Origin of the sequence: Streptomyces rapamycinicus NRRL 5491 (assembly GCF_024298965.1) — a bacterium.
Lineage (GTDB): Bacteria > Actinomycetota > Actinomycetes > Streptomycetales > Streptomycetaceae > Streptomyces > Streptomyces rapamycinicus.
The window spans coordinates 2,732,069-2,747,045 of record NZ_CP085193.1 but is presented as its reverse complement, the minus strand read 5'-3'; the positions used below and the strand labels follow the sequence as shown (position 1 = coordinate 2,747,045).

The window sequence follows — 14,977 nt, the reverse complement described above, 5'->3', positions numbered from 1 at the left end:
ATGACCGAGGCGCAGCACACCGACGCTAGGGACGCCAACCACGGCGGAGCGGCCGTGCCGCAGACCCGCACCGCACGCCACCGCCGGATCGTGGACATCCTGAACCGGCAGGCCGTGCGCTCCCAGAGCCAGCTCGCCAAGCTGCTCGCGGACGACGGGCTCTCCGTCACCCAGGCGACGCTCTCCCGGGACCTGGACGAGCTGGGCGCGGTGAAGATCCGCAACACCGGCGGTGAGCTGATCTACGCGGTGCCGAGCGAGGGCGGCGACCGTACGCCGCGCGCCCCGCTCGGCGAGTCGGCGAGCGAGGCGCGGATGGCCCGGCTGGCGGGTGAGCTGCTGATCTCGGCGGAGGCGTCGGCCAACCTCGTGGTGCTGCGCACTCCGCCGGGCGCCGCCCAGTTCCTCGCCTCGGCCATCGACTCGGCGGAGCTGCACGACATCCTCGGCACCATCGCGGGCGACGACACGCTCCTGCTGATCAGCCGCGACCCGCTGGGCGGCCAGGCGCTCGCCGACCATCTGCTGAGGCTGGCCCAGAAGGAGCGCTAGGCGCTGCGCTGGATGTGCCGCGCTGTGCCGTCGGTCGTCCGCGGCGACGTCGTGGCTGGTCGCGCCCACGCGGCGGAGCCGCACATCGACAGAGCCCCGCGCCCCTTCGGGGCGCCACCGAACCGCAGCCGACTTCCGCCGATCCGCTTAGGAGCCGACACGAAGCCTTTAAGCGGAACTGCGGTTCCGCGCCCGGTACGACATCCAGGCCGCCACCACCGCCCCCGAAACGTTGTGCCAGACGGAGAACACCGCGGCCGGGAGCGCGGCCAGCGGGCTGAAGTGGGCGGCGGCCAGGGAGGCGGCGAGCCCGGAGTTCTGCATGCCGACCTCGAAGGCCATGGCCCGGCTGGCGGGCGCGCCCAGCCGGGCCAGCTTGCCGGCCCCGTAGCCCAGCGCCAGGCCGAGTCCGTTGTGGAGCACCACGGCCAGCAGCACCAGCGCCGCCGCCGACTTGATGGCGTCCGCGCTCGCGGCCACCACGATGGCCACGATCACGCCGATGGTGACCGCCGACAGCCAGGGCAGCAGCCCCAGCGCCCGCTGGATGAACCGCCCGGCGACGAGCCGTACGAGCAGTCCCCCGATCACCGGTAGCAGCACGGTCTTGAGGATGTCGGTGACCATCGACTCCGCGTCCACCGGCAGGAACTCCCCGGCCAGCAGCAGCGTCAGCGGCGGGGTGACCAGCGGCGCGAGCACCGTGGAGACGGTGGCGACGGACACCGACAGCGCCACGTCGCCGCGCGCCAGATACGTCACCACGTTCGAGGCCGTTCCGCTCGGCGCACAGCCGACCAGGATGACACCGGCCGCCAACTGCGGTGAGAGACCGAGGGCGTTGGCGATCAGCCACCCCAGGCCCGGCATGATCACATAGTGCGCGACCAGCCCGAGCGCCACCGCCCACGGCCGCTTGGCCACACCGGAGAAGTCCCGTGGGGTCATGGTGAGCCCCATGCAGAACATGACCACGCCGAGCAGGTAGGGCACGTTCGGCGCCCAGCCGCTGAAGGTGCCGGGCGTGGCGAGGCCCGCCGCACCGGCGGCGAGGACGAGGAGGGGGAAGACGGTCACGGCCCGCCGGGCCGCGCGGTCGGCGGCGGCGGGCTCCGGTGACGGCGAGGGCGCCTGCCCCGCCGTCGTCGGGGAGTTGGCCGCGGAGCTCTTCGATTCGGATCGCACCGCGTGATGGAACGCTTCCGCAGGCGTCTTCCGCAACACCGTCTCGTTATGTGGTCACTACACCCACTATGTGGAACTCAGTGGCGGCAGCGGCAGCGGAAGCCCCGGCAGACCGTCGATGCTGCTGGCGATGTGCTCCTTCTTGTGGAAGTAGCGGTCCAGCGATTCGTCGTCCTCCCGCCGGAAGCGGGAGGCGTGCAGCGGGCGGTCCTCGCGGTAGTCCAGGTAGGGGACCGCGTAACCGCAGGTGTCCCGGATCAGCTCGGCCGTCACCACGATGATCGCCCGCAGCCCGTGGTCTTCGACATCGATGTCCGGGAAGTGGTTCAGCAGCGCGGAGAAGCGTGGATCGTCACGGAACACCGGCTCGCCCCGGCCATGGACGCGCACGATGTTCGGCGGGCCGGTGAAGGCGCACCACATCAGGGTGATCCTGCCGTTCTCCCGCAGGTGGGCGATGGTCTCCGCGTTGCTGCCCGCGAAGTCCAGATAGGCCACGGTCAGTTCGTCGACCACGGCGAAGGAGCCGGCCAGCCCCTTCGGGGAGAGATTCACCGTGCCGTCACCGGCCAGCGGGGCGGTGGCGGTGAAGAACATCTTCTGCTCTTCGATGAAGGTGCGGAGTCTGCCGTCGATACGTTCGTACACCTTTCCCATGTGGCGCATTATCCCTGCGGGTGTTCGCCGGGTCGATGTTTCCATGGGGGTATGGCCACCGAGAAAGCCTCCGCGCGAGCGTCCGCGACCGAGCCCGCGATCCGGATCCGCCGGGTGTACGACGCCCCCGACCCGGACGACGGCACCCGCGTCCTGGTGGACCGCGTCTGGCCGCGCGGCCTCGCCAAGGCCGACGCCCGCCGCCGGGAAGGGCGCTACACACATAGCTCCGCCGAATAGCGGGCGAAGCCGCTGGTGTGCCAGGTGGAGCCGTCCGCGGTGATGAGATAAGCCTCGGCGTCGGGGAGCCGTCCCAGCCAGGGGCGGGCGCGCTCGGCGCCCATGGCGCAGGCCGCGGTGGCCACGGCGTCCGCGTCGGCCAGGCTGGTGGCGATCACGGTGACCGAGGCCAGGCCCTGCGCCGGGGGACGCCCGGTGTGGGGGTCCAGGATGTGGCAGCCCCGCTCGGCCGGGCCCGAGGTGGCCACCGCCAGCTCGCCGCGGGCCTCCACGATCGCCGCCAGCTCGCCCCGGCGCAGCGGATCGGCGATGCCCACCCGCCAGGGGCCGCCGTGCACCTGGACGTCGCCGCCGCCGTTCACACACACCGACCCGGCGCCCGAGGAGACCAGCATCCGGGCGGCGCGCTCCACCGCCCAGCCCTTGACCAGGCCCGTCGGGTCGAGGCGGCCACCGGCGTAGCGGGCGGTGAACCAGCCACCGCTGCGGTGCTCGGCGTCCTCGCACATCCGCAGCACGTCCCGGACCTCGGGATCGCAGCGCGACAGCGTCAGCTCACCGCGCCCCAGCCGGCTGATCTGGCTGTCCCGGCGGTAGGTGGAGAACAGCTCGTCCACCCGGTGCAGCCCCACCACGGCCCCGTCCAGCGCGGCCTGCACCCGGGGCCGGTCGGCGGGCGCGACCTCGCGGATGTCGAAGGAGAAGACCGTGCCCATGACGTGCTCGACATGGCGCAGCGGCTCGGGTTCGTCCATTCCGTACGTCACTTGGTACCCGCCTTGTCGAGCGCGCTCTGCAGGGACCTGGCGTACCCCTCGCTGGTGTAGGTGGCACCGGAGACCGTGTCCACCTTCGCCGCCGACACCGCCTGCTGGTTGAGTTTCGGGATGGAGTCCTTGGCGATCTGATCGCTGCGCGGCCCGGAGTCCGGCGTCTTGACCGCCTGCGCGCCGGTGATCTTCCCGCCGTTGACGGTGAGGCTCACCTGGACCGGGCCGTACTGCGTCTGCGCGACGTCACCGGTGACCGTACGGGCGCCGCCCGCACCCGCCCCGGCTCCCGCTCCGGCCCCGCCGGGCGGTGCCGTGGCCGCGACCGGGGGCGCCTGCCCCGGCTGGTTCTCGGCGACGGCCTGGCCGCCCCCCGAACCGGGCTGTTTCAGCGCGAGCAGCAGCACCACACCGGAGACGGTGGCGGCCGTTCCCACGACGATGCGGCGCAGCGGATGCTTCCTCTTCATGGCTTCACCTCGGTCACAGCTCGAAGGATTCGTGGTGGATCCGGCGATCCGGAACCCCCGCCTCACGCAGCGCCCCGTACGCGTGCTCGGCCAGGCCCGGCGGGCCGCACAGATAGACGTCGTGGTCCTCGATGTCGGGGAGCAGATGGCCCAGCCGCTCCGCGGTGATCTCCGGCCGGGCGCCGTCCGGGCCGTTCACCGCGTACAGCAGCCGGGCCCCGCGCTCGGTCGCGATCTGCTTCAGCTCGTTCCACAGCGCCAGGTCCCCGACGCTGCGGGCCCGGTAGAGCAGGGTGAGGTCACTGCCCTTGCCGGGCAGCGTCTCGAACAGCGCCCGGATCGGGGTGATCCCGGCCCCGCCCGCGATCATCAGTACCTTGCCGCGGCTGCGCCGCGCCGCGGTCATCGCCCCGTAAGGCCCCTCCGCCCACACCCGCGTCCCCGGCTCCAGCGAGGCCAGCCCGGTGCTGTGGCCGCCCACCGCCTTCACCGTGATCCGCAGCAGCTCCGGCCGGGGCGGCGCGGAGAGCGAGTACGGATGCGAGCCCCAGCGCATCCCCGGGGCCAGGAACCGCCAACGGAAGAACTGCCCGGCCTGCGCCCCGAGCCGGTGCAGCTTGCGCCCCTTGATCAGCACCGACACCACTCCGGGCGCCTCCGGTACGACGGCCTCCACCCGCATCCGGTGCCGCAGGTTCAGCCGCAGCGGCACCAGCAGCCGGTACCAGATCACCAGCGCGGTGACCGTGCCGTACAGCGCGTACCAGGCGGTCTCCGCGGTCTTGTTCCCGACGAACTCCGCGCCGGTCGCGAGCTGGTGCCAGAACGTCAGGAAGACCGCCAGATAGGTGAACAGATGCAGGTAGTACCACACCTCGTACGGCATCCGGCGGCGCACCATTCCCGCCGAGATCAGCCCGATCACCACCAGCATCGCGGTGCCGACCGCCGCCTTGATCATGTCCGGGTAGTCCATGACCACGGTGACGGACTGGTCGACGAGGCCGGTGCCCGCCTGCTCCGCGTAGCCCGCGATGATCAGCCCGACATGCGCCACGATCAGACACAGCGCGTACCGCCCGCTCAACGCGTGCCACCGCGCGACCCGGTCCGACCCCACCCGTCGCTCCAGCGCCGGAACGCGCGCCATCTGGAGGACGACGAGGGCGAGGACATAGCCGCCGAGCAGCCCGCTGAGCCGCCCGGCGTGGGTCAGCCACTGCGCGGTGCCGTCGACGTTCGGAGTGTTCTGCCACCACAGCGACAGCACCGCCGCCGCACCTGCCAGGCTGAGCAGGATCAACGGCACGGCATGCGAACGGCGAGGCTGGATGCGGCGCATGGCCTGCCGCCGCCCGGCCCGGCTGTTCAGTAGCGTCGTCACGGCCTGTCCCCTTCCCTTGGGCTCCGGCGCAAGGGAATACGGCCCCGGGCGCGGGATGACTCAAAGGCCGCCGGGATTCACAGGTTTCAGCCGTGGTTCACAGGTCCGGCTCAGGATTCACAGGCGTCGGACGTCACCGGCGGTGGCGCACGGGCAGCAGCAGATCGCTCACCACCGGCAGGTGGTCCGACGCCTCCGGGTCCGCCGTGAACACCTGGGCGGTGAGCGGGCGCAGGTCGTGGGAGGGGAGGAGGAAGTCGATACGGGCGTGCGGGCCGGTGGAGTCGTAGGTGAAGCCGTCACCGGTGCCGGCCTGGGGCCACACATCGCCCAGCACATCGGTCAGGGTCCGGATCTCCGGGGTCCCGGACGTGGCGTTCAGGTCGCCGACCAGGACGGTGCGTTCGGGGGCGGACCCGAGGAGCTCGACGATCCGGGCGGACTGCCGCTCGCGCTCCTGGTTGTCGTCGTGCTGGAGATGTGTCACCGCGAACTCGACGCGGCCGCCGCGCACATCCAGCGTGGCCCGGAGCAGACCGCGCTGCTCATGGCCGGGGACGAGCGGCAGATGGGTGTTGGTCCAGGACCGGATCGGCCAACGCGAGAGCACCGCGGTGCCGTACTGGCTGCGCGGCCGGCCGGGCTCCTCCGGGTCCAGGTCGAGGTTGGCGCCGAAGGCGTGACGCATCCCCAGCCGTTCGCCCAGCCAGGCCGGCTGGTCGACGAAGCCGCTGCGCTTCCAGAACCGGTCGACCTCTTGCAGGCCGACGACGTCCACCCGCATGGCCTGGATCACCCGGGCCACGCGGTCCAGGTCCAGGACGTCGGCGGGGCTCGCGCCGTGGTGGATGTTGAACGTGGCCACGCGCAGCGGCGGCGGGCCGGTGGCGGCGACCGCCACCCCGGACGTCGCGGCGGCGGTGGCGCCGAGGCCGGCCGCCGCGGCGAGGAACCGGCGGCGGCTGGGGGCGGTGTTCAGGTGATTCATGGCGGTCAGCGTGCGTTCCGGTTCCGAACGCCTTCCCACGGCGCCGTGAACGGCCCCGGGCGGGTGGGAGTCGTCTCGGCCGGAACGGTCCGCCGCCCGCGCCCGCACGGATATCACCGATGGTGGAACTTGATCGGGTAGGACACCGTTGAGCGCGGTTTGGGCTGCTTCTTGGTGCCCTTCCCGCCGTCCTTCTTCCCGTCGTCCTTCTCGAAGTGGACGGGGTACCGGGCCGTCTGATGCGGATTCGGCGATTTGCCGTCGCGGGTGTTGCCGTCACCGTGGTTGTTGATCCACAGGACCCCGACCACGAATACGCCGAGCACCATCATCTGCTTCTTCTGCACCGGTCCCGACTCCCCCTCGGTCCGCAGTTGCGCTCCCCGCCCCGCCATGGTCTCAGCCCGGCGGCAGAATGGGCAGGTGCTACCGCGTGGTGAAAGCGCCTCCGTTGACGTGAATGGTCTGGCCGGTGATGTGCCGCGCGCCGGACGAGGCCAGGAAGAAGGCGGTCTGTGCGATGTCTTCGACTGTGCCCGCACGCTTGTTGTGGGTCTCCGCCACGAGCGCGCCGCGGCGTTCGTCGGTCATCTGGCCCTGGAAGAAGTTCGTACCGGCGATGAAGCCCGCGGAGATCACATTGCAGGTGACGCCCTTCGGCGCGAGCTCGGCGGACGTCGAGGCGTTCCACGCGGCCAGGGCGGCCTTCGCCGCGCCGTAGGAGCCGCCCCGGCGCTCGGCGCCGATCGAGCCGATGCTGATGACGGAGCCGCCGCCGGTCAGCTTCTCCTGGACCGAGGCGGTGGTCAGCACCGCGGTGAGCAGGTTCTGGGACAGGCTGCTGTGCCACTGGGCGAGCAGCGCGTCCAGGGGCGGGAGGCCGTCGGACGCCGCGTCGGGCAGCCCGCCGGCCGCGTTGACCAGGATGTCCAGCTCGCCGAACCGGTCGGCGAGGGCGGCGACCCGCTCGGGGGAGCCGGCGTCACAGACGACGCCGTGCGCCCCCGTCTCCTTGGCGGTCTGTTCGACGGCGTCGGGGTGGCGGCCGGTGATGAATACCTCCGCCCGGTCGACGATGAATGCTTCGGCGATGGCGCGGCCGATGCCGCTGGTACCACCGGTGATGAGCACGGTCCGGCTCACGAGTCCTCCTGTGGTCCGCTACGTTTAGGCCTAAACGTAACCCATGGCGACAGGAGAACGCACCCATGGCCGACCCCGACCCCGATGTCCCGGAGCCCGGCGCCTATGACGCATCGGAGGAGCCCGGGGCCGTCCACTCCGCCGCGGACATCGCCACGGCCTGGCAGCGGGAACGTCCGGGCACCCCCACGGAGTCGATCGAGATCGTCACCCCCATCTGGTGGCTGGGGAAGCTCTTCGCCGACGACCGCGACCGGGCGTTGCGCGCGGCGGGAATCGACGCGGCCACCCTCGACCTGCTGTCCGTCATCCGCCGCTCCGGCCCACCGTACGCCCTGAGCACGCGCGAGATCGCCCGCCGGACGCTGGTGACCGCCGGAGCGATCTCCCAGCGCGTCGCCCGGGCCGAGCGGGAGGGCCTGGTCTTGCGTAGACCGGGGACCACCGGCCGCCGGACCGTCCTGGTATGCCTGACGGTCGAAGGCCACGCCCTCATCGAGCGATCCGTCGACACGGTGCTCGGCCGTGAGGCCCGGCTCGTCAGCGGCCTGTCGGATGACGAGCGCACGGTGCTCACCGGGCTCCTGGGCAAGCTGATGGCGGACGTCCGGCGGCACACGGAACGATGACCTCGGCCCAAGCTCGGCCGGTGGTGGGCCCCATGGACCCCCGTCCGGTTCAAGCTGGCGTTGTCCGGGCGGGTTCAGCTCGTGGGACACGCCCCGGACCGAGAGAGGAGATCATCTCGACATGCGATCACCGAAGAATCCCCCCGGAGAACCGGTAATCGGCTCGCCGGACACCTCACGCGTCATCCGGATGGCCAGGCTCGAACCACAGCGTTGGGCCAACGGACGAGGCTGGACCCGCGAGATCTACCGTGCGCCCGTGGCAGATCCCCTGGAGACGGCCGCGTGGCGGCTGAGCCTCGCGGATATCGAGGACACCGGACCCTTCTCACCCTTTCCGGGGTTGGAGCGTCATCTGCTGTCGGCCGCCCCCGTACCTCTTCAGCTGTCCATCGACGGTGCTGTCCACGATCTGTGTTACACCCAGATCGTCTCGTTCGCCGGGACCTCCGAAGTGGCCACGACCGCTGTGCACGGCCGGGCGCAGGCGCTCAACCTCATGGTCCGCAGCGGCATCCGCGGCAGCCTCGACCTTCTCCGGGGCGACGCGCGGCTGCCGGTCTCGGCCGGGTTCGCCACCGCTCTGGTGGTCCTCGATGGCATCGTCGCGCTCGACGGCCGGCGGCTGGAGCGTTTCGACACCGTCCTTCCCGGCGCCGACGAGACACGCCTCGGCCTCCGGGGTGCGACCGTGGCTCGCGTGCGCGTCGGGCCGTTCTGCGGCCGGGCCTGACGCCCCCGCCCGGCCGATGAGTTCCACCGGGTCTCGGAAGACCCGCAGGACCAGCTCAGTTCTTGCGCTTGAACCGGGACTTGTCGATTCCAGCCGCCATGGCGGCCATCTGGACGTCGAGGATGGTCCAGCTCTGGACCCTCTCACCTTCCGCATTGACGAAACATACGGACCAGTGCATACTCATGCAGAGAAGCGTATGGATCGTAAGGAGGCATCCGTGACCGAGCGCGTCGTACTCGCCTACTCGGGCGGCCTGGACACCTCCGTCGCCATCGGCTGGATCGCCGAGGAGACGGATGCCGAGGTCATCGCCGTCGCCGTGGACGTCGGCCAGGGCGGTGAGGACCTGGACGTCATCCGCAAGCGCGCGCTCGCCTGCGGGGCGGTCGAGGCGGAGGTCGCGGACGCCAAGGACGAGTTCGCCGCGGAGTACTGCCTTCCGGCGATCAAGGCCAACGCGCTGTACATGGACCGCTACCCGCTGGTCTCCGCGCTGTCCCGGCCCACCATCGTGAAGCACCTGGTGGCCGCCGCCCGCAAGCACGGCGCCGGGACCGTCGCCCACGGCTGCACCGGCAAGGGGAACGACCAGGTGCGGTTCGAGGCCGGTATCTCGTCCCTCGCCCCCGATCTGAAGTGCGTCGCACCGGTCCGGGACTACGCCATGACCCGGGACAAGGCGATCGCCTTCTGCGAGGCCAAGGGCCTGCCGATCGCGACCACCAAGAAGTCCCCGTACTCGATCGACCAGAACGTCTTCGGGCGGGCCGTGGAGACCGGCTTCCTGGAGGACATCTGGAACGCGCCGATCGAGGACGTCTACGAGTACACCTCCGACCCGGCCACCCCGCGCGAGGCCGACGAGGTGATCATCACCTTCGACAAGGGCGTGCCCGTCGCGATCGACGGCGAGCGCGTCACCGTGCTCCAGGCCATCCAGCGGCTGAACGAGCGGGCGGGGGCCCAGGGCGTCGGCCGGATCGACATGGTCGAGGACCGGCTGGTGGGCATCAAGTCGCGGGAGGTCTACGAGGCGCCGGGCGCCATCGCGCTGATCACCGCCCACCAGGAGCTGGAGGCCGTCACCGTCGAGCGCGAGCTGGCCCGCTACAAGCGGCAGGTCGAGCAGCGCTGGGGCGAGCTGGTCTACGACGGTCTGTGGTTCTCGCCGCTCAAGCGGGCCCTCGACGGATTCATCGCCGAGGCGAACGAGCACGTGTCCGGCGAGATCCGGATGACCCTGCACGGCGGCCGGGCCGTCGTCACCGGACGGAAGTCGCAGACGTCGCTCTACGACTTCAACCTGGCGACCTACGACACCGGCGACACCTTCGACCAGTCGCTGTCCAAGGGCTTCATCGAGATCTTCGGCATGTCCAGCAAGATCGCCGCGAAGCGGGATCTCCAGCAGTAGCCTGCCTACCAGCGTCAGGCCCGCGTACCCGACGTACGCGACGCGTCACGAGCCGCCTCCCCGCCCCGCGGCGGGGAGGCGGTCGCACACCCACAGCAGCCGACAGGAGCAACAGCGTGAGCAACGGCAACAGCGGTGACGTCCGGCTCTGGGGCGGCCGCTTCGCCGACGGCCCGTCCGAGGCACTGGAGAAGCTCAGCGCCTCCGTGCACTTCGACTGGCGCCTGGCGCCGTACGACATCGCCGGATCCCGCGCCCACGCCCGGGTGCTGCACACGGCGGGGCTGCTCACCGCCGATGAGCTGGAGCGGATGCTGGCGGGCCTGGACCGGCTGGAGGCCGATGTCGCCTCCGGCGACTTCACCGGCACCATCGCCGACGAGGACGTCCACACCGCGCTGGAGCGCGGTCTGCTGGAGCGGCTGGGCCCGGACCTCGGCGGCAAGCTGCGGGCCGGACGGTCCCGCAACGACCAGATCGCCACCCTCTTCCGGATGTATCTGCGCGACCACGCCCGGATCGTCGGCGGGCTGATCGCCGACCTCCAGCAGGCCCTGGTGGGGCTCGCGGAGGCGCACCCGGACGTCGCGATGCCCGGCCGTACGCACCTCCAGCACGCCCAGCCGGTGCTCTTCGCCCACCATGTCCTCGCCCATGTCCAGGCACTGTCGCGGGACGCGGAGCGGCTGCGGCAGTGGGACGAGCGCACCGCCGTCTCGCCGTACGGCTCGGGCGCGCTGGCCGGGTCCTCGCTGGGTCTCGACCCGCAGGCGGTCGCGGCCGACCTCGGCTTCGAGCGGGGCTCGTCCGCCAACTCGCTCGACGGCACGGCCTCCCGTGACTTCGTCGCGGAGTTCGCGTTCATCACCGCGATGATCGGCGTCGATCTGTCGCGGATCGCCGAGGAGATCATCCTCTGGAACACGAAGGAGTTCTCCTTCGTGACCCTCCACGACGCCTTCTCCACCGGCTCCTCGATCATGCCGCAGAAGAAGAACCCGGACATCGCGGAGCTCGCGCGCGGCAAGTCCGGCCGGCTGATCGGCAACCTCACCGGGCTGCTGGCCACCCTCAAGGCCCTGCCGCTCGCGTACAACCGCGACCTCCAGGAGGACAAGGAGCCGGTCTTCGACTCCTGCGACCAGCTGGAGGTGCTGCTCCCGGCCTTCACCGGGATGATGGCCACGCTGACCGTCAACCGCGAGCGCATGGAGGAACTGGCCCCGGCCGGGTTCTCGCTCGCCACCGACATCGCCGAATGGCTGGTGCGGCAGGGCGTGCCGTTCCGGGTGGCGCACGAGGTCGCGGGGGAATGCGTCAAGGAGTGCGAGCGGACGGGCATCGAGCTCGACCAGCTCACCGACGAGCAGTTCGCCAAGATCTCGCCGCATCTGACGCCGGAGGTCCGCGGCGTCCTCAATGTGCAGGGCGCGCTGGCCGCGCGCGGCGGCCGCGGCGGCACCGCCCCCGTGGCGGTGCGGGCCCAGCTCGCGGAGGTCAAGGAGGATCTGGCCGCCCAGTACGCGTGGGCGGGCGCCAAGCGCTGACAGCGACGGACCGCAAGGGAGAGGTGGGGACACGGAGTATGAGCGTCGAACGTCTCGTGGAGATCGCGGCCCCCGGGGCGGGGCCGGCCCGGATCGGGCTCGGCCTGGCCGCGGTCGGCCGCCCCGCCTACATCAACCTCGGCCGGGACCGTGACCTCCCGGCCGAGCGCCCGGTCGAGGTGATGCGGCGGCGCAGCCATGAGCTGCTGGAAGCCGGGTACGCCGCCGGGGTGCGCTATCTGGACGCGGCGCGCTCCTACGGCCGGGCCGAGGAGTTCCTCGCCGACTGGCTGCGGGACCGCCCGGACGCCGCCCGGGACGTGGTCGTCGGCTCCAAGTGGGGCTATACGTATGTCGCCGAGTGGCGTACGGACGCCGAGACCCACGAGGTCAAGGACCATGGCGTCGAGACCTTCGACCGGCAGCGCGAGCTGACCGACGCGCTGCTCGGCGACCGGCTTGACCTCTACCAGATCCACTCGGTGACCCCCGACAGCCCCGCCCTCACCGACCCCGAACTGCACGCGCGGCTGGCCGGGCTCGCCGCGGAGGGCGTGACGGTCGGCATCTCCACCAGCGGTCCGCGCCAGGCCGAGGCGATCCGTGCCGCGCTGGCCGTGGAGGCCGACGGCCGTCCGCTCTTCCGTACCGTCCAGTCCACCTACAACCTGCTGGAGCCGTCGGCCGGGGCGGCGCTGGCCGAGGCCCATGAGGCGGGCCGGGCGGTCATCGTCAAGGAAGCCGTGGCCAACGGCCGGCTCACCGAGGCGGCCGAGCGGCTTCCGGAGCCCCTGCGCCAGGTGGCCGAGGAGACGGGCGCCACTCCGGACGCGGTCGCCCTGGCCGCGGTGCTGCACCGGCCCTGGGTGACGGTGGTCCTCTCCGGCGCCGCCACGAAGGACCAGCTGCGGTCCAACCTGGCCGCCGCCGACCTCCGCCTGGACGAGTCCGGACTGGCCCGGCTGGAGCAACTGGCCGAGACCCCGCAGACCTACTGGCGGCACCGCTCCGAGCTGCCCTGGGCGTGACCGCTCCGGCCCCGAGACGCCGTCGACGTCCGCGGCGCCGTCGTGGCTGGTCGCGCCCACGCGGCGGAGCCGCACATCGACACAGCCCCGCGCCCCTTCGGGGCGCTTCCGGCCCGGAGCGGCTACGGGGCGGAGCCCCGCCTTCCAGCCCCTCAGGGGGCACCTCCCAGCGGTAGCTGGGGGAGATTGAGGAGCGGGGTCTGGGGCGGAGCCCCAGTTGTGGGAAGGGGCGGGGAGGGGAACAGCCCGCCGCGGGCGCCAAGCCCCGCCGGACACCCGCTACAGCGCGCCCAGGAACGAACGGACCGCGCGGGCGTACGGCCGGGGCGCGTCGTCATGGATCCAGTGACCGCACCCGGCGAATTCGCGGAGCTTGGTGTCGGGGCGGCGGGTGGCCATCTCGTGGGCGTGGCCCGGCGGCAGCAGCGAGCTGTGTTCGCCGCGCATCAGCAGCGCGGGGCAGGAGGAGCCCAGCCAGTCGTCCCAGAAGTCACCGCACATGGCCTGCTGGGACGCCATCATGTGGCTGGGCTCGAACAGCAGCCGCCAGCCGCCCGATTGCGGGTCCGGCTCGGCGCTGTCCAGGAAGTACGAGGCGTCCGGAATGCCCCGGGACTCGATGGCGGCGCGCAGCTTCTCCCGGTCCACGGCCCAGGTCGGCCACCCGGAGACATCCAGCACCGGATGGCTGACCACCGGACGGTCCGTCACCGCGCCGATGTCCTCGACGACGAGCGCGCTCACCAGATCCGGATGACGGGCGGCCAGCGCGTACGCGCCGACCGCGCCCGTGGAGTGGGCGACGACCGGGACCGGGCCGAGATCCAGCTCCCGCAGCAGCGCGGCGGCGTCGGCCACGTACTCGTCCAGCGTGAAGGGGCCACCGCCGCCGGTCAGCCCGTGCCCCCGCTGATCGAGGGCGATCACCCGCCGTTCGGGGGCGAGGGCGGCGGCCAGCGGCGCGTACATCCGGCCCCGGCCGAAGTGGCCGTGCAGGGCCAGGACCGGGTCGCCCGGCCCGCCGAAATCGGTCACGGCGAACCGCCGACCGCGCAGCATCACGAAGTCGGGGGAGGGCACGGTCATCGTGGTCACCCGCGGCACCATAGTGGCCGTGCCCGGTGGTGACCAGCGGGTAGCGGAATCGGATCTTCCGCAAACTGGCGACCCGTGACACCGGCCGGAGCGTCACCTCGCCGGACCGCGAGGCGGCGGTTGCGCCCGAACGTATGGCGCCCGGCCGCGCGCCCGTGCGGCCGAGCCCCAGCGGTTCGCCGGACCAAACCACCGCACGCCCCGGACAAAACCCGCCGTGCCCGGACACAAAGCCGCGACGGCCCGGATAAAACCCGCCACGCCCCGGACACAGAACCGCGGCGATCCGAACACCGGACCACCGCGGTTCGCCCGAGACATCAGGCGTCAGCCGTCATGCGGCCGACTTCGCCTTCGTGGCGTAGATGTCCACGTACTCCTGCCCCGACAGCCGCATGACCTCGCTCATCACCTCGTCGGTCACGGCCCGCAGCACATAGCGGTCGCGGTCCATGCCCTCGTAGCGGGTGAACTCCAGCGGCTCGCCGAAGCGGACCTCGACCTTGCCCGGTCGCGGCAGCCCCTTGCCACCCGGCTGGATCCGATCGGTCCCGATCATCGCGAACGGCACCACGGGCGCGCCGGTCATCAGCGCGAGGCGGGCGATTCCGGTGCGGCCGCGGTAGAGGCGGCCGTCGGGGGAGCGGGTGCCCTCGGGGTAGATGCCGAAGACCCGGCCCTCCTCCAGCACCCGGCGCCCCGTCATCAGCGCCGCCACGCCGCCGCGGCCGCCGTCCCGGTCCACCGGGATCATGCCGACGCCGGTGAAGAACCAGGCCATCAGCCGGCCCTTGAGGCCCTTGCCCGTGACGTACTCATCCTTGCCGATGAAGAAGACCTGACGGTCACAGACCAGCGGCAGGATCATCGAGTCGATGAAGGTGAGATGGTTCCCGGCGAGGATCACCGGGCCCGAGCCCGGAATGCCCTCGGCCCCCTCGACCCGTGGGCGGAACATCAGGCGCATCAGCGGACCGAGTACTGCCTTCAGAAACGCGAATCGGGACACGGGCCCTCCGGTCGGGGTCAAGGTCTGGGACGCAACCGTGTACGGTCCGTCAACCTCGTACCGCACCCGAGCGCCGATAGAGGACGATACTCGCCGGTCGCGCTCCGGCGCACACCAGGTTCACCCACCT

At 71.7% G+C, this 14,977-nt stretch carries 17 protein-coding genes and 1 pseudogene; 7 read left to right on the top strand and 11 right to left on the bottom strand.

All coding sequences use genetic code 11. The annotated features are described in order from the left end of the window. Entirely contained in the window at positions 1 to 552 is a 552-nt protein-coding gene (locus tag LIV37_RS10860; protein WP_020867155.1) for an arginine repressor, read from the top strand. A 168-nt stretch (positions 553 to 720) separates the two neighbouring features. Here the strand turns inward: LIV37_RS10860 and LIV37_RS10855 are convergent, their stop codons facing one another. Next, positions 721 to 1,737, bottom strand: a complete 1,017-nt coding sequence (locus tag LIV37_RS10855) for a bile acid:sodium symporter family protein (protein ID WP_167525890.1) — start codon at positions 1,735 to 1,737, stop codon at positions 721 to 723. Positions 1,738 to 1,803: 66 nt separating this feature from the next. After that, positions 1,804 to 2,394, bottom strand: a complete 591-nt coding sequence (locus tag LIV37_RS10850) for a pyridoxamine 5'-phosphate oxidase family protein (protein WP_020867153.1) — start codon at positions 2,392 to 2,394, stop codon at positions 1,804 to 1,806. A 51-nt stretch (positions 2,395 to 2,445) separates the two neighbouring features. Between LIV37_RS10850 and LIV37_RS10845 the strand changes: the two are divergent. Continuing rightward, positions 2,446 to 2,595: pseudogene (locus LIV37_RS10845) on the top strand (DUF488 family protein, N3 subclade); the annotation flags it as partial. A 14-nt stretch (positions 2,596 to 2,609) separates the two neighbouring features. Here LIV37_RS10845 and LIV37_RS10840 read toward each other — a convergent pair. The 6 genes from LIV37_RS10840 to LIV37_RS10815 all read right to left on the bottom strand — a co-directional run bounded on the left by LIV37_RS10840 (position 2,610) and on the right by LIV37_RS10815 (position 7,389). Next, positions 2,610 to 3,350, bottom strand: coding sequence for an FAD:protein FMN transferase (locus LIV37_RS10840; RefSeq protein ID WP_121826117.1), 741 nt, complete (start codon positions 3,348 to 3,350; stop codon positions 2,610 to 2,612). 47 nt (positions 3,351 to 3,397) lie between these two features. Beyond that, complete coding sequence (locus LIV37_RS10835; RefSeq protein WP_254807102.1) at positions 3,398 to 3,874, bottom strand: FMN-binding protein; 477 nt, start codon at positions 3,872 to 3,874, stop codon at positions 3,398 to 3,400. A 13-nt stretch (positions 3,875 to 3,887) separates the two neighbouring features. Next, complete coding sequence (locus tag LIV37_RS10830) at positions 3,888 to 5,216, bottom strand: ferredoxin reductase family protein (protein WP_167525913.1); 1,329 nt, start codon at positions 5,214 to 5,216, stop codon at positions 3,888 to 3,890. Positions 5,217 to 5,391: 175 nt separating this feature from the next. After that, positions 5,392 to 6,246 (bottom strand): endonuclease/exonuclease/phosphatase family protein, encoded by an 855-nt coding sequence (locus tag LIV37_RS10825; protein WP_020867148.1) that lies wholly within the window; start codon positions 6,244 to 6,246, stop codon positions 5,392 to 5,394. A 113-nt stretch (positions 6,247 to 6,359) separates the two neighbouring features. Then, complete coding sequence (locus tag LIV37_RS10820; protein WP_020867147.1) at positions 6,360 to 6,593, bottom strand: hypothetical protein; 234 nt, start codon at positions 6,591 to 6,593, stop codon at positions 6,360 to 6,362. 79 nt (positions 6,594 to 6,672) lie between these two features. Then, positions 6,673 to 7,389, bottom strand: a complete 717-nt coding sequence (locus LIV37_RS10815) for an SDR family NAD(P)-dependent oxidoreductase (RefSeq protein WP_020867146.1) — start codon at positions 7,387 to 7,389, stop codon at positions 6,673 to 6,675. 65 nt (positions 7,390 to 7,454) lie between these two features. Between LIV37_RS10815 and LIV37_RS10810 the strand changes: the two genes are divergently transcribed. Next, positions 7,455 to 8,018 carry a MarR family winged helix-turn-helix transcriptional regulator gene (locus tag LIV37_RS10810; RefSeq protein WP_020867145.1) on the top strand — a complete coding sequence of 188 codons (564 nt, stop codon included), beginning with the start codon at positions 7,455 to 7,457 and terminating at the stop codon, positions 8,016 to 8,018. Positions 8,019 to 8,139: 121 nt separating this feature from the next. Then, positions 8,140 to 8,751 (top strand): HutD/Ves family protein, encoded by a 612-nt coding sequence (locus LIV37_RS10805; protein ID WP_020867144.1) that lies wholly within the window; start codon positions 8,140 to 8,142, stop codon positions 8,749 to 8,751. A 55-nt stretch (positions 8,752 to 8,806) separates the two neighbouring features. On the opposite strand, the gene LIV37_RS51725 is transcribed toward LIV37_RS10805, so the two are convergent. Next, positions 8,807 to 8,938, bottom strand: a complete 132-nt coding sequence (locus LIV37_RS51725) for a hypothetical protein (protein WP_274596686.1) — start codon at positions 8,936 to 8,938, stop codon at positions 8,807 to 8,809. A gap of 33 nt (positions 8,939 to 8,971) precedes the next feature. On the opposite strand from LIV37_RS51725, the gene LIV37_RS10800 reads away from it, so the two are divergent. The 3 genes from LIV37_RS10800 (at position 8,972) to LIV37_RS10790 (ending at position 12,743) form a co-directional block, all read left to right on the top strand. Further along, positions 8,972 to 10,168, top strand: coding sequence for an argininosuccinate synthase (locus LIV37_RS10800; RefSeq protein ID WP_020867142.1), 1,197 nt, complete (start codon positions 8,972 to 8,974; stop codon positions 10,166 to 10,168). A 116-nt stretch (positions 10,169 to 10,284) separates the two neighbouring features. Beyond that, the gene (argH, locus tag LIV37_RS10795; RefSeq protein WP_020867141.1) at positions 10,285 to 11,715 is read left to right on the top strand and encodes an argininosuccinate lyase; all 1,431 of its coding nucleotides are present in this window, start codon (positions 10,285 to 10,287) and stop codon (positions 11,713 to 11,715) included. A 38-nt stretch (positions 11,716 to 11,753) separates the two neighbouring features. Further along, a complete protein-coding gene (locus tag LIV37_RS10790) occupies positions 11,754 to 12,743 on the top strand; it encodes an aldo/keto reductase (RefSeq protein ID WP_020867140.1) in 990 nt (329 codons plus the stop codon). Positions 12,744 to 13,022: 279 nt separating this feature from the next. Here the strand turns inward: LIV37_RS10790 and LIV37_RS10785 are convergent, their stop codons facing one another. Both LIV37_RS10785 and LIV37_RS10780 read right to left on the bottom strand, forming a co-directional pair. Further along, a complete protein-coding gene (locus LIV37_RS10785) occupies positions 13,023 to 13,829 on the bottom strand; it encodes an alpha/beta fold hydrolase (protein WP_167525914.1) in 807 nt (268 codons plus the stop codon). Positions 13,830 to 14,172: 343 nt separating this feature from the next. After that, complete coding sequence (locus LIV37_RS10780; RefSeq protein WP_020867138.1) at positions 14,173 to 14,847, bottom strand: lysophospholipid acyltransferase family protein; 675 nt, start codon at positions 14,845 to 14,847, stop codon at positions 14,173 to 14,175. Positions 14,848 to 14,977: the final 130 nt, after the last annotated feature.